Below are 14,551 nucleotides of genomic sequence, written 5' to 3' on the forward strand. Positions count from 1 at the left end.
TCATATTATAAAGATAAATTAATTTCACCTTGGCGTAATTGAGTTCGAAGGCTTTTGGCCAACAGTGTTTTTTTGTTTGAAAGCAGATAGTGGGCGTTCGCGTAAGCCTAAAATAGCTTTGTACATATTCTGTGCTTAAGACATGTATTGAAAATTAACTAGAGAAAGGATGTAAGTATTAGCTCAAATATTGACTATACTTCACCGTCAACACAGTTCACCTCTGATGTCAATGACAACACACTTTTTAAAAGAGATGATCGTAATTTTATAAACATTCTAGGTATAGAACAATTAAATACGTTAGAAAATATATCTTTGCTTGATATTTTTCTAAGTAAGAATAAAATGATAGAGCCTCACTATCATCAAAATGCAGCAGAACTTGTTTATTGTATTTCCGGTGCTGCCATTGTTTCTATATTTAATCCCTTTACAAAAGAGATTAAAAACTATCCGATCGAGCCTGGCCAAGTCGCCAATGTACCGCAAGGATGGTGGCATTATGAAATAGCAACTGAGAATGACACGCATTTACTGGCCATTTTTGATGCTCCAACTCCTGATGTGATTTTAGGTTCAGATATATTGAAATTTACACCTTCCAATGTAATGGCTCATGCGTATTGTTTAGATGAAACTCAGTGGAAGAAAACAATTGCGCCTGTTGTACCATCAACATATATCGGTCCACCTAAAGATTGTAACCGCGTAAAATCAACTGCTGAAAATCAAAAAGATCAAAAGCAGCAAAAAGATCCTCATCATAAACATAAAAATAAATATATGCCTTTGAACCCATATCCGCCATATCGCTATCCAAATATGAATCCGTATATGAATCCTTATGGCTCAAATCCTTATGGTTCATATTATTAATTAATAGTAAAAAAACGAAAAATCATAAATCGTTCATACGAATGTATGACTCGACATCATAAGCTCTACACCTTTCATTGCATAAAAATAAATAAAAAGGAAAATCTATATTTTAAGTCATAGCTTCGTTATTATCTAAAAGAGGTGTAGAAAATGGAATTATTTCCAGTGATCCATACAAATTTTTGGGATGCTGTAATAGCCGTTCCAGCAGTGTTACTTATTACACAGCTAATTAAGGTATTTATGCGTGTTCAGCCTAAATATGTTCCTGCGATTGCCCTTGTTATTGGCTTGATTATTTCTGTCTTCATTAGCCATAGACATAATCTTATTGCTGGAATATTTATGGGCTTTTTTTATGGTTACGCAGCTATCGGAAACTTTGCAGCATTAAAAACAACTATAAATAGCTATAAAAGCAAGAAATTAAAGGAATAAAACCTTAGCTCATAACGGGAAGCAACTGATCCACAGACAAACGTTTTTACAAAATGACTTCTAACTTTTTAGTTTTATCGGAACACTTTCAGAAATCATCGCCCAACTTTCACATTTTATCACCCAACTTTTAATTTTTATCGACACCCCACCTTCCAAAGAGCAAAAAAAGGATTCATACACAAAACTGTCTATGAATCCTTTTAATTTGTCATCTTTAGCAATAAGCCCTTTTATTGTAAAAGATGATTAGAATTTCATTTAATAACACATCCTAATCTCAAATAAATGAACGAGAACATGAGTTAGGATGTGTAATAATGGAATTGGCAAATGGAAATCTAACATCATTACGCTATAAGGAGATTTTTAAGATTTGGACGCAGATTGGCGCTAATAATGGCTATATAGCTTCAAATCATGCATTTTTCAAGCACGCTGTTGATAAAAAATTGAAGGCTATTATTGTGGATTTTGTGCAATGTTTAAAAGAGGAAAATAAACAACTAACAGCGTTATTAAAGGAAAATGGGGTACTTGCCCCTACTACATCGATCGACTATGGAAAATTGAAAATGAAAAATATACGAGGAAAAAAAGCTATTAACGATCCAGAAATCAGCACCATTTTATCGATGAATATAGCTTCTTCAGTTATTTCAGTCAGTCAGGCTTTAGAAATGTCTGTGAAGAAGAAGCATACAGCAAAATACGGAGAGCTTCATATGAGGTATGCGATACTTGGCGCAAAGCTAATACGGCTCAGTAACGACAAAGGCTGGCTACTAGCTCCTACAACAATTTAATGTTTCTTAAACGAGGGAGATTCCAGTTAAAAGCGTCCTGGAACGTAAATCAACCCCTCATTTTGCCCAAGACTATACCTTATTAAAGTAAGATATCTTCATTTCATTACACAATAGCTTTTTAAGCGCCTCATTCAAAAAAAATTCTGGTTTTCAACACTAAAAAGCTCTCGTTTCAAAAAACGAGAGCTTCAATATTTATTACTCATTATCGACTTCTCACGAACAACAGCTTGTACCATTGATTCACGATGAACGGTAATACAGACAAGCTATAAATAAAGCCTAATTGTGCGGTGCTTAATGTGGCAACTTCAAACACACCTGTAAGCATTGGAATAAACAATACTGCATGTAAACTTAAAAAACCGATTAAGAATGCTAGCCAAGTATATTTATTCGAAAATAGTCCAATGGCGAAGATAGATTCTTTAGCTCTGGAATTGAAGCCATGCACTAATCGTGACAAGCATAATGTTGTAAATGCCATCGTACTCGCCGTTAAAGTATCTCCCGTTGACAAACCGATTTCAAAGGCAACCGTTGTCGAAATGGCAATTAATATTCCTTCGAGCACCACTTGAGTAGTAAATGCTTTATTTAATAATGGTGCATGAATATTTCGAGGTTTGTCCTTCATTGTTTTTTTATTATTCGGCTCTAAACCAATTGCAATCGCCGGTAAACTATCCGTTAGTAAGTTAATAAATAATAGATGCACAGGTGCAAAAGGAACTGGCAAACCTAATATTGTTGCATATAAAACAACAAAAATGGCACCCGCATTCCCAGATAATAAGAACAAAATAGCGTTTTTGATATTCGTATAAATACTTCTACCGTTTGCAATAGCCTTTACAATCGTTGAAAAATTATCATCCGTTAGTATCATAGAGGAGGCATCCTTCGCGACCTCTGTACCGGTAACTCCCATTGCCACACCAATGTCGGATTGTTTTAGCGCAGGACCATCATTAACACCATCTCCTGTCATGGCGACGACATGCCCTTTTTCTTGCCATGCTTTCACGATACGAATTTTTTGAGCAGGTGTTACTCGGGCATAAACAGAAAAATCGTTAACCTTTTCTTGAAGCTGCTGATCTGATAAGCCTTCTATTTCATGCCCTTCGATCGCTTCAGAGGGATCATTTAAAATCCCGATTTGATTGGCAATAGCCGTTGCCGTAATTTTATGATCACCTGTAATCATCACCGGCTTGATACCAGCTTTTATACATTTTTCAACCGCACCTTCTGATTCTTTTCTTGGAGGATCCATCATCGCGATTAAACCAACAAAGATTAAATCTTTTTCGGCTCTTACATCGATTGCTCGATGTCCCTTTACCTCTTTGTAGGCAACTGCTAGTACCCTTAACCCCTTCATAGAAAAATCACGATTTACTGCTTCGATTTTTTGGCGTTGTTGTTTTGTAATATTCAATATGCCTTTTGAAGTTTCAATCTTTACAATTTTAGGAAGAAGGACATCTAATGCTCCTTTTGTAATCATAATAGATTGCTGATTGATAGTATTCACAGTACTCATGAGCTTTCTATCTGAATCAAAAGGGATTTCGGCCACTCTTGGATAATAATCTCTTACTAATAATTCGTCAAAATCATATTGTTTCCCTAATTTTACGAGTGCAACCTCAGTAGGATCACCGATTTCCTTACCGTCCCTTTCCACTGCATCACTACATAATATTGCCTTTAACATAAGATCTTTCTCAACTGCATTTTCAGTGTATAGCTGATCATGTGGAATCACTTTTTCATTCACATAAACCTCTTGAACAACCATTTTATTTTCAGTTAAAGTTCCCGTTTTATCTGAACAAATGACAGATACACTTCCAAGACTTTCAACAGCATAAAGCTTTCGAATAATGGCATTTTCCTTGGCCATTTTCTGTGTCCCAAAAGCTAGCACAATAGTAACAATCGAGCTTAACGCTTCTGGAATTGCTGCCACGGCAAGTGAAACAGCAAACATAAACGATTCTACAAGCGCACGTCCTCTAACAAGGTCAATCACGAAAATAGCTAGACAGATTAACGTAATCCCTAAAGCTAATTTTTCTCCGAAATGATCTAAACTTACTTGTAAAGGTGTTTTCTTCTCTTTGGCAGTATCTAGTAAATTTGCAATTTTGCCGATTTCAGTTTGCATACCGATAGCTGTAACCATGACAATACCACGACCAGTTGTCACATAACTCCCAGAATATACCATGTTCTTTTTATCAGCAACTGTTACATTGCTTTCCTTAATGGCATCAACACTTTTCCCTACAGCGATTGATTCACCTGTCAGCGAACTTTCATTGATATGCAAATTATGACTTTCTAATAATCTCCCATCTGCATTGATATAATCGCCAGCCTCCAAATAAAGAAGATCTCCAACGACTAGATCTTCTGAAGCAATCTCTATTAGCTGATTATTTCGCATTACTTTGGCAATTGGGGAGGTTAAGGCTTTTAAATTATCCAAAGACTGTTCTGCCTTGACATGCTGAACAGTACCTAGGATAGCGTTTAATATAACGACAACCATAATGACAACGGTGCTTCCTACTTCTCCTAATAGAAATGAAACGAAAGCAGCAATGATTAAAATAATGACTAATAAATCTTTAAACTGTCCAAAGAAAACGGCGAATGCACTTGTTTTTTTTCCTTCCGCTAATACATTATAGCCGTATACTTCCTGCCTCTTTTGAACGTCATAATCACTCAATCCTTGATCTGTCACGTTCAAAGTTTTCATCACTTCAGCTGATGATTGTTGATGATATTCTGACATTCGATTCCCCCTCCATGTGAAATTATTAGACAATCATGCCAATTAAGTAACTCACAGCATCCTCCCTTTCCTGAGAAAATGCTGTTATTAGTTAACAAGTTAGATTCCCATTAGTAGACCCCTTTGAATTATCTATCTTAGGCAGAGAGCACATAATATATCCTAAAAATAGTATTGAATCATCAGACTCCCGATCTATTGAGCCCCTAAAATACTTTAACTACAACAATCTATTCCTTGTCCTATTCCAGTATGATAATAATCGATATAGAAATTAAATATTTGTTTAATATTGAACATATAAAATAAAGTGAAACTTGAATCAGTAGGATTTTACGGGTAGTTCATGCGAGATAAATCGCGATGAAAATGAAGCGATATCGAACATAATAACCTCCGCTTACTAGCTATGTGAGCAAAAAAAGACATTTGGAATATAACTATTCCAAATGTCCTTCACCACATGCATAGACTCCCGATAGGCCAGTCTTGCAAATAGTATATTATTTTAGTTATCTTTCTTTATTTGCGGATAATAAATAATCGAGTGCATTACGAGTTGTTATGTGCCGATTTCATCCCTAACTCAGCCCCATCTGAAACTGGCGCTCTTTTTATAGAAAAAATTGCACAGCCTAGAGCACATAAAACTAAAATGGCACCGAAGCCAGCTAAATGCTTAGCAGATCCTGTAACAGCAAACATAGCCCCACCAACAGCTGAACCGATAGATATACCGATTTGTAATGCAGCAGTATTTAAGCTTTGTTGAATATCAGACGTTTTTGGATCAGTTTCTATTAAATAATTTTGTAATGGAGGGGTAAGTGCCCAGCTAAGTGCACCCCATAAAACTGTCACGACTAAAAAGAGTGGAAAAGCAACAATTGTGTAAGGAATGCTAAACAATACAACGGCAAATGTAGAGACAACAATTAGAATGGCTTTACCAGTACCAATTTTGTCACTCAGCCAACCACCAAGAGCATTCCCACTGACGGACGCTATTCCGAAGATTAGATAACAGATACTAATCCAAGAGGCACTCATATCAAATGCTTCTACTAAAAATGGTGTTAAATATGCATAAAGCATATAATGACCGGCAAGCATAAACAATGTTGTTAATTGTGCACTTAAGATTTTTAAATTCGCTAATGATTTAATTTGAGCCTTTAATGGGACAATTTCTACAACTGGCATTTTTTCAAGCAATAACGCAATAAGCATTATAGATATAGTTGAAAGAAGCGCTATCCCTAAAAATATAGCTCTCCATCCAAATGCTTCCGAAACAAATATCCCAATTGGTACACCGATGACAAGTGCCGAACTGACACCTATGAAAACAAGCCCTAACGCTTTGGCACGATGTCTTGGTTCAACAATTTTTGTCGCAATCGTTAAGGATAAGACGATGACCAATGCAGTACTCATCGCCGTGAAAATTCTAGCAATCATGACGATCAAGAATGTCGTACTAAAATACGTCATAAGATTACCTAAAGTAAAAATAAATAAAGAAATAAGATAAAGGCGCTTCCGTTCCACTTTTGCGGTTAATGATAAAAGGACAGGCGCAGATATCGCATAGACGAGAGCAAATATTGTAATTAATTGTCCCGCTGTTGATAAGGACACATTTAAATCTTTTGCAATTGTTGGTAATATACCACCTACAATTAATTCCACCAATCCTACTGCAAAGGTAGTAACGGCCAGAATGTAAACTCTCCAATTCATAATTATCACCCTTCTGTTCCACTTTCATTTTTGTAGGGAGATAAAAGAAAAAAATCCTGACTACAAAAATGAAGCACGATTTTTGTAGTCAGGATTTTATGGTTCCTGGTAGAGACCCTCAATCCATATTATTGAGGTTATACATATCAAATATTTACGTTAGCTATATTAGCATATTGAATTTTGCATGACAACATTTTTTTATTATTTCTTTCTTGTCATCCATAAACTTAGTTCACTATAGCACTCTCATTCATTGAAGTACAACCGCTTACCTACTAAAAAATCATATTAAAAGAAAGAAATTTCAGATTTTACTTATATTTTTTCAAGTTTGACCATACATACTAATATAACAGAACATTGTGAGGTGATTGTTTGCGTATAGTAGGTTTAGTATGCTATTTTTTATTGTTGTTTTATGGTGTAGAACCAGTAACAGAAGAGCTCTCAATCAATCAACAAGCAATCAATTCTCCTAGTCTGAGCGAACAGCAAATCCCGATAAAAGAAACGGTTGAAAATTCAACAGTTTGTACCTATTATTCCACTTATAAAGTATGCAAAGATTTATCAGCGAAATAAAAAAAAGAGGCTACTCAACGGAGGGCACTGAAAAACTTATGTTTTCATAAAAGCGAACCTTTTTCAGATAAAAATAAGGCACTTCTTGTTCAATTTTGAACAGGAAGTGCCTTATTTCTGTCTCTATTCCTTATTCACTTTCGTTTAATTCACTATTCTTCGCTTCTACTTTGTAGCGATTTGCGGCTAATTGCTTAAATGCTTCCGTATTTTGAAATGCCTCTTGTTCGGCATGTGTATCCGACTTAATTGTGACAGAATATGTTTTACTTTTTGCGCCTTCTTTATAACAGCCCTCTCTCATTGGACATACTTTGCATTTTACTCGTTCCTTTTTTACCCGTACGTGCTTTTCTTGTCGCGAGATGACCAGCCTTACAATCAAACATTCCAACGTCTTTATTAAACTCAAACTTGTCTTCTTCTTTTCGTGGTCCTTGTGTAAGAATTGGATTCAACTTTGCCACGAGCGCGATTTTCTCTTCTGTTGTATATTCGATATTTGCCTTTTCAGAGTAAGCTGCGTCTCCAATAACTGTATTAATTTTCATACCTGCTTGTGTGCTTTTTTCAATTAACTCTTGAAGATATTTTCCATCGCTTTCTTCACCTGTTGTAATGACAGCCGCTGTAATAATACGGTCATCACTCAACGCGATATGTGTCTTATACCCGAAGAAAGAAGACTCCGACATCTTATGCCCTTTTCGTGCATCCGCATCAGAAGACTAAAATGAATGAAAAATCAACAAGTTCATTGATTTGGCGAAGTATATTATCTTTTGGCACAAAAATATCGTAGATCGCCATATATGGACTTAAATTAAGGGTTTCTTGATTTGAAATCATCGAGGGCACCACCTACACATTAATTCTTTTATTATAAAGGAAAGCGTGACTAAAATAATAGTGTGATACATTGCGTTGTTTGGAGAAGCATCGCTCGACTCCTGCGGGAAAGCGAGACAGACGAGACCCCGCACGAAGCGAAGCCTTGAAGGAGGATCGGCGCTCGCCCGCGGAAAGCGAGCGGAATGCTTCGGGGAAAACAACAGTAGAGTCACAGTGCCAAATGAAAAAAGCGAGGAATTCAACGATTTAATCGTTGAATACTTCGCAATGTGAGAAGATATAGACTTTTTCAGTGCCCTCTACTCAACGTAGCCTCTTTTTCACGCAAGTCCAGATTTAATTTACTTTGAACCAATATGGAAACGGTTAAACGGATATATTGTTAATTTAGCTTCTCCATAGACGGCATCTTTAGAAATTAAGCCATAATGGCGGCTATCAGAACTTCTTAAACGGTTGTCCCCGAGTACAAGATACTTACCCTCAGGTACCTTTTTCTCATTTACTAATTGCTCTAACGTGAAATTTTCTGTAATTCGTAATTGCTTCGGATCATCTGTTTGACGATTCACATAATCCTCTTTATAAGCTTTTCCATTTACATACAAAACATCGTCTTTCATTTCAACTGTATCACCTGGTAGGCCAACTACTCGTTTAATATATAGCTCATCCTCTGTTGGTGATTGAAAGACAATTTGATCAAAGCGTTCAATTTTACTCATTTTACTTACAATAATAATATCCTTATCATGATAAGTTGGGTACATAGAAGCCCCTTGTACTTTAATCGGTGCGAATAAAAATTGCTTACAGCCTAAAACAACTATAGCGGTAATTACAATAATTTTAAGATAGGATATTATATCCTGTTTGAAACTACTTGTTTTCTCTTCTTGCATGCTCATTCCCCGATACTGTTTTTTTATAGTATAACATTTTCTACAGTATATGGACGAATTTTCACATAAATTGTTTCATGTTCATAAAAAATAGACAAAGCTATTTTATAACTTTGCCTAGATGCATTTTCAATTATAAGTGGTTACTTTACGTAGTAGTAGAGTGTTGCTGATTAGTTAATAAGTCAACGGTTAAAACAATACCTACATGTAATGCAACTGCTAAAAAAAATGTACCTATAATCATCACAATCACTCCTTCAACCATTTCTAACACAATTATACATCAATTTTCTGATATTTCAAATAAATAAATCAATAAATTAATTATATCTCGGCATAATTGCGTCCGGTATCGGCTTTGTGCTTAGGCCTGCGTGAGGAAGGGCACGATGTCGGTCATTTTGGAATGCCACAGGACATGGCGTTCTTAGACTGAATCCCTCTATTTCAGCGAATCTCTTTTGTACCGAAAGCGTAGCTGCAGGTACAGGTGTTTGGACACCCACCGAAAGTAGTTGAAATAAAAAAAACCATTCAACTAGGCATGCACCCTACCTGAATGATTTTTTATGTTTCACATGAAAATTTTTAAGCACAATAGTTGTAGATGCCGCATAGCTGAACTGAATGAATTTTTTTGAACTTTACGCTTAGGCACATAGCTTTGCATGCAATTGTTTACAGCTGTATACCTAAGCACCTGGGTCCTTCCATTCATGTATCTCCCTCCCCTCATTGTCAAAAGGTTTACAACTATCGTACTCAAATTGTTACTCTTTTATTGCAAATGCGCTTTTAATTCCGATTTTATTTTTTCTAGTTCGGACTCTTTAGGGATGAAATACCATATGTTATCAATTCTTTTGCCATCTCCCTCTTTAAATGACAATTGCTCAAGATTACCATCCATATTTTTATAAATACTTTGTAATTGAATTAAATCCTTCATCGTAAAATTCATACGAACATTATCTCCTACTACATCAAGCATATCTGAAGCCTTTAATAATATAGAAGATTTCGATGAGGCTTTTTTCAAAACCGCTTCAATAATTTGTCGTTGGCGAATTTGACGACCGAAATCACCACGAGGATCTTCATAACGAATACGTGAGAAGATTAGTGCATTATCACCATCTAAAGTTATCTCACCCTTCGGATAATGATAGGAATCAAAGGTTAAGTCCATGTCATTCTCAATGGTCACCCCACCAATCGTGTCAATAATTTGCAGGAAGCCATCCATATTAACAAACACATAATAATCAATAGGTATATCTAAAAAATGCTCCACCGTATCGACTGCCATTGGGACGCCTCCAAATGCATAGGCATGGTTGATTTTGTCGACGGAATTATGTCCAATAATTTCAGTACGAGTGTCTCGAGGTATACTGAGCATCTTCATCGTTTGTTTTTCAGGGTTCACTGTAATGACAATCATCGTGTCAGAACGTCCACTGTCATCTTTTCGTTCATCCACTCCAAGCATTAATACGGAAAACGGGTCTTTTTTCGTAACTATTTTTTGTTCTTTACTTTCATCTGTTGTTTCAATTAATGGTGTATTTATTTTATTCATTGTTTTTTGGATAGTGTAATAAGCAGTACCTATAAAAATTAAAAAAATCGTTAATAAGCCACCTACTATCCAAAGCAAAATTTTCTTCTTGCTCTTTTTTTCTTTAGTGCGTTTTGTGTTTTTTTCCATACATAAGTCCTCTCTTGCAAAAATTTACCCTACTTTTTGACGTATTAAGTTGGAAAAAAGTTAATATAGTCTAATTATATGCATATCGGACGAAAAAAAGACGTACACTAATATTTACTAATAACACATAATATTACTTTATTTGTAAAATAAAGTAATATTATTTAATGTCTGCTAACAAGAAACTTATATAATGCCACTATGTTTTATACAAACCAGCACTCTATGTCCGCTTCAGCTCATGACCTATTGAAGTTGCAGACTGGCCTTCGCTTTCTACTACAAAAAGGTAAAATACAATAGAAAAAGGGGCAAGACACCTTTACATTTTATTAAAAGTCAAAAGTTAAAGTAATGCACTTTGTATTTCAGGATCCTTTATACAATGTGCAACATGATAATATGCTATTTTAAAGCTTAACTAATTTTGATATTAGTTAAGCTTTATTTGAAAATATAGTTTGGGTATATTTAACAAAAGTAAGTTTCGGGAATTTTTTCTTTCCGTTATTCAACTAAACCATATAAAAAATGGTCAACCAGTAATATCTGGCTGATCTTATAATATGAACGGTGCAGGTTCGTTGAATAGCAATTAAGTGTGACTGGAAGAATTGTAGATGATGTACCAAAGTGTCTTATGTATTTTCAAATTAAGCTTATGGAAAACTTGGAATTTGTAGGGTTAATCATAATAGTGAAATTCAAAACCGCCTTCTGGTTCGCCAACTTCATATCCCAATAATTTTGTAGCTCTATTCTTAAATAATGTAATCCATTCATTCCATTCTTCTGATGGTAATTTAGCATAGAATTGTAATCCACTTGATTCAATACTAACCTCTATCAACTTACCATCTGAACCATACCACTGTGGACAGCCGTTTACAAAGTTGTTCCAGTTAGGCATTTCTCTATATAAACGCTCCAACTTATCCCAAACTTCTTGCGGGGCAGAATAATGAATATTCAAATTAATATTGTATATTTCCATATGTTCTCCTTTTAATATTTAGATTTATAAGTTGTTAATTCTTGATTTTATTCGCTAATTCAACCAAAAGTCGAACTTCTGAGTCTTTGATAAGCTCGTACACTGAATTTGAATAGCCCATATCTACAAATAACCTTGCAGAAAGATGAGTCATACTATTTTTATCTGTGTATTTAGAAAATAATATCTAAGGCTTTTTTAACACTTTCAAAAAATTCATCGGCATTTGTATTGCTGTCAATACCACTCTGATTTTGGTATCTGCTGTGTAGATATATTCAAACGACTAATTGTATTCCGACTTTTATTGGTTAGATTTATTTCATGCATTAAATAATCTTCAACAACAACTCGTATCTTTTCTTCTTTATCATCCATTGCACTCGTTCCCCTTGAAAATTACTTTCTTCCTCTAACCCTTTGAAAAAGGGAAGTAAACAATTTAAATAGGATGTTGCAGAGCTCTTATCAATTCGTCCTAAATAGTCATTTAAATAATCTGTTAATGGTAAAAATGGTTGGTTTTCTTTAAATACTAAAAACTTATACTTGCTTTCTATATGCTTTGGCAGTATTCATACAAACATGCACCTCCACTAATTAAAAACAACTAATATTACTTTAACTTTTCACTTCTTAACAAATTAAAAAAATGCACACCACTAAATTTATTTTAGTAATGTACATTTTCATAATTTGTGCAACATTATAAACAAGTTATAATAGAATCAATCACCATGTACAATTACTTGTTTTTAATCTTACAGATTAGTGCTTTGACCCTTTTACACCTGCAGCTGACGCTTTCCTTTCGCTACAAAAACATCTGCTGAAAGAAATTAAACTATATTGTTTAACATTTTTACATTTCATTTGCAATCTGTTTGACAATTTCATCAATAGTTGGGATAGCTGAAGTTTTATTGGCCTGTGTCAAAATACTAAAGATATACCACTTGCCACTCTTTCCTTTTACATAGCCACACAAAGCATATGTTCCAGAAATATAGCCTGTTTTAGCAGATACACTATAGCCCTTCATACGATTTTCTAAAGTCGCACCAACAAGGTTGCCCTTTCTTCCTGCTTGCGGTAATGCATCTAAATATGAGGAATACCAGGATTTATTGCGAACGTTATATAATAATAGACTTACTTGCATACTGCTTACTCGATTTTGATGACTTAAACCTGAACCATCTTCAATATACCAATGCTCCATATTAAGCCCAATATCATTACCATACGACCGAATCGCTTTAATGCCAGCCGACCAGCTTCCTTCCCCAAGTAACTTTCGCCCGAGTTGTTTAGTAAACATATCACCCATCCCATTAATGCTTAGCTTTAAATACATAAAGTTAATATCCTGTAATGGTTTTGAATATGAAATACCTACTTGTTGTGCATTCTCAGGTACCTTTCCAGTTTCAAGAGGCATTGTTTGGATACCTTTCGCTATTAATTTTTCTCGGAATACGTCAAGTGTATATAGCGTTGGATGATAGACAGCTACATTTGTACTTTCCTGTGAATCTGCTGGTAAGTTACCTGTTACAATGATTTGATCTGTACCGTATTCTCTTGTAATTTTCACCGTACTTTTCTCGTCCTTGTTCACAACTTTTGTTTTGTTGACAACCGAAATAGTACTAGCAAACGGAACAAGCTGGACATTACCCGTAGTACCAACCTTTGAGCCTGTCACTTTCACTTGCACAGTTGCAATATCATATTGATCATTTGGCGAAATCGTTAATGCCGAAATGCGCGAAGCATAAGATTGATCCTCTTCTTCAGGGACAATTCCCTTCGGTAAACGATCTGCATCAAACCAAGTATCATCCCCGATTAAGGAACCTGTAATTTTCGAGATACCCATCTTTTTCAATTCATTCGAAAACGATTCTAAATGAACAGGTAAAAGTGTTGGATCTCCCCCGCCTTGTATATAAATATTACCGTGAAGAACACCATCTTCAATTGTACCATCGACATATGTCTTCGTAGCAAAGCGATAGTCAGGCCCTAATAAATCCAAAGCAGCGGCGCTAACTAAAAGCTTGAGGGAAGAAGCAGGACGTATCATTTCATCTCCGTTTCTATTGTAAAGTACTTCCCCAGTTTCTATATCTCGCACAGTTATACTATACTCATTGTTCTTCCAATTTCCAGCAATGACGCTATTCACTTTTGTTGTCATCGTTTGCTTTCGAGCTCTTTCCTTCACAAAAAAGGTGATTGGCAAACAACAAACCATTAAAATAATCATAAAAAAAATAATTTTCTTTTTCATAGACCCTCCAATTGGCAATTTTCACTTCAACACTTTATCCCGCAGGAAAAATCAGCATTTTTCACAAAAAAATAATATGTCAACTTTTTTATTCGACAAGAATAAACTGTAATAGCTAGCTAAATCATTTCGGGAAAGGAGTTGTTTATAAATGGGTGCTAAATGGATAAAGATTTCAGTCTTATATTTAGTGATTGTTTTGGCCTTTGGACTGTTTATGCATTATACAATTCAACTCGAATGGACGGCGACACACGCCCACATCGGTGTAGTAGGTTGGCTTACAACTGGTTTAATCGGTTTAATTTATTCAATATATAAAGATGCAGCCGAGACAGGACTGGCCAAAGCACAATTTTGGTTCTACAATCTCGGATTGCCGTTCCTCTTGGTCGGTATGATGATGGTTCATATAGATGTACCAAGCTGGTTATTTGAGCTCTTTGTATCTGGTGGCGGTATCGCAGTAGCAATTTCCGTACTGTTCTTTTTTGTCAATGTCTTTAAAAATGTAAAATCTTAAA

At 35.2% G+C, this 14,551-nt stretch carries 14 protein-coding genes, 1 pseudogene and 1 riboswitch; of the genes and pseudogenes, 5 read left to right on the forward strand and 10 right to left on the reverse strand.

Features of this window, described 5'->3' with window-relative positions; all coding sequences use genetic code 11:
* Positions 1 to 177: 177 nt before the first annotated feature.
* From ACFTQ7_RS18310 to ACFTQ7_RS18320, 3 genes are all read left to right on the forward strand, one after another.
* Positions 178 to 879 (forward strand): cupin domain-containing protein, encoded by a 702-nt coding sequence (locus ACFTQ7_RS18310; RefSeq protein WP_386830340.1) that lies wholly within the window; start codon positions 178 to 180, stop codon positions 877 to 879.
* A 153-nt stretch (positions 880 to 1,032) separates the two neighbouring features.
* Positions 1,033 to 1,320, forward strand: a complete 288-nt coding sequence (locus tag ACFTQ7_RS18315; protein ID WP_386830284.1) for a hypothetical protein — start codon at positions 1,033 to 1,035, stop codon at positions 1,318 to 1,320.
* Between the two features lie 320 nt (positions 1,321 to 1,640).
* The gene (locus ACFTQ7_RS18320) at positions 1,641 to 2,126 is read left to right on the forward strand and encodes a DUF3231 family protein (RefSeq protein ID WP_386830285.1); all 486 of its coding nucleotides are present in this window, start codon (positions 1,641 to 1,643) and stop codon (positions 2,124 to 2,126) included.
* 208 nt (positions 2,127 to 2,334) lie between these two features.
* Here the strand turns inward: ACFTQ7_RS18320 and ACFTQ7_RS18325 are convergent, their stop codons facing one another.
* Positions 2,335 to 4,941, reverse strand: a complete 2,607-nt coding sequence (locus ACFTQ7_RS18325; RefSeq protein ID WP_386830286.1) for a cation-translocating P-type ATPase — start codon at positions 4,939 to 4,941, stop codon at positions 2,335 to 2,337.
* 552 nt (positions 4,942 to 5,493) lie between these two features.
* Complete coding sequence (locus tag ACFTQ7_RS18330; protein ID WP_386830287.1) at positions 5,494 to 6,684, reverse strand: MFS transporter; 1,191 nt, start codon at positions 6,682 to 6,684, stop codon at positions 5,494 to 5,496.
* A 65-nt stretch (positions 6,685 to 6,749) separates the two neighbouring features.
* Positions 6,750 to 6,849, reverse strand: a riboswitch (purine riboswitch).
* A 213-nt stretch (positions 6,850 to 7,062) separates the two neighbouring features.
* Between ACFTQ7_RS18330 and ACFTQ7_RS18335 the strand changes: the two genes are divergently transcribed.
* Complete coding sequence (locus ACFTQ7_RS18335) at positions 7,063 to 7,269, forward strand: hypothetical protein (protein ID WP_386830288.1); 207 nt, start codon at positions 7,063 to 7,065, stop codon at positions 7,267 to 7,269.
* Between the two features lie 145 nt (positions 7,270 to 7,414).
* On the opposite strand, the pseudogene ACFTQ7_RS18340 reads toward ACFTQ7_RS18335, so the two are convergent.
* The 8 genes and pseudogenes from ACFTQ7_RS18340 to dacB form a co-directional block, all read right to left on the reverse strand.
* Positions 7,415 to 7,997: pseudogene (locus tag ACFTQ7_RS18340) on the reverse strand (transposase); the annotation flags it as partial.
* Positions 7,990 to 8,118, reverse strand: a complete 129-nt coding sequence (locus ACFTQ7_RS18345) for a hypothetical protein (RefSeq protein WP_386830289.1) — start codon at positions 8,116 to 8,118, stop codon at positions 7,990 to 7,992. The gene ACFTQ7_RS18345 and the pseudogene ACFTQ7_RS18340, both read right to left, overlap by 8 nt.
* 344 nt (positions 8,119 to 8,462) lie before the next feature.
* Positions 8,463 to 9,023, reverse strand: coding sequence for a signal peptidase I (gene lepB, locus ACFTQ7_RS18350; protein ID WP_197143477.1), 561 nt, complete (start codon positions 9,021 to 9,023; stop codon positions 8,463 to 8,465).
* A gap of 148 nt (positions 9,024 to 9,171) precedes the next feature.
* Positions 9,172 to 9,270 (reverse strand): transcriptional regulator, encoded by a 99-nt coding sequence (locus tag ACFTQ7_RS18355; protein ID WP_386830290.1) that lies wholly within the window; start codon positions 9,268 to 9,270, stop codon positions 9,172 to 9,174.
* 534 nt (positions 9,271 to 9,804) lie between these two features.
* A complete protein-coding gene (locus ACFTQ7_RS18360; RefSeq protein WP_386830291.1) occupies positions 9,805 to 10,737 on the reverse strand; it encodes an LCP family glycopolymer transferase in 933 nt (310 codons plus the stop codon).
* A 685-nt stretch (positions 10,738 to 11,422) separates the two neighbouring features.
* Positions 11,423 to 11,731: a hypothetical protein gene (locus ACFTQ7_RS18365; protein ID WP_386830292.1), complete on the reverse strand. Its 309-nt coding sequence runs from the start codon at positions 11,729 to 11,731 to the stop codon at positions 11,423 to 11,425.
* Between the two features lie 237 nt (positions 11,732 to 11,968).
* Positions 11,969 to 12,109, reverse strand: a complete 141-nt coding sequence (locus ACFTQ7_RS18370; RefSeq protein WP_386830293.1) for a hypothetical protein — start codon at positions 12,107 to 12,109, stop codon at positions 11,969 to 11,971.
* Between the two features lie 484 nt (positions 12,110 to 12,593).
* Complete coding sequence (gene dacB, locus ACFTQ7_RS18375; protein ID WP_386830294.1) at positions 12,594 to 14,027, reverse strand: D-alanyl-D-alanine carboxypeptidase/D-alanyl-D-alanine endopeptidase; 1,434 nt, start codon at positions 14,025 to 14,027, stop codon at positions 12,594 to 12,596.
* Positions 14,028 to 14,178: 151 nt separating this feature from the next.
* On the opposite strand from dacB, the gene ACFTQ7_RS18380 reads away from it, so the two are divergent.
* Entirely contained in the window at positions 14,179 to 14,550 is a 372-nt protein-coding gene (locus ACFTQ7_RS18380; protein WP_349658265.1) for a hypothetical protein, read from the forward strand.
* Position 14,551 lies beyond the last annotated feature (1 nt).

The organism is Lysinibacillus sp. NPDC056959 (genome assembly GCF_042674095.1).
Classification (GTDB): domain Bacteria; phylum Bacillota; class Bacilli; order Bacillales_A; family Planococcaceae; genus Lysinibacillus; species Lysinibacillus zambalensis.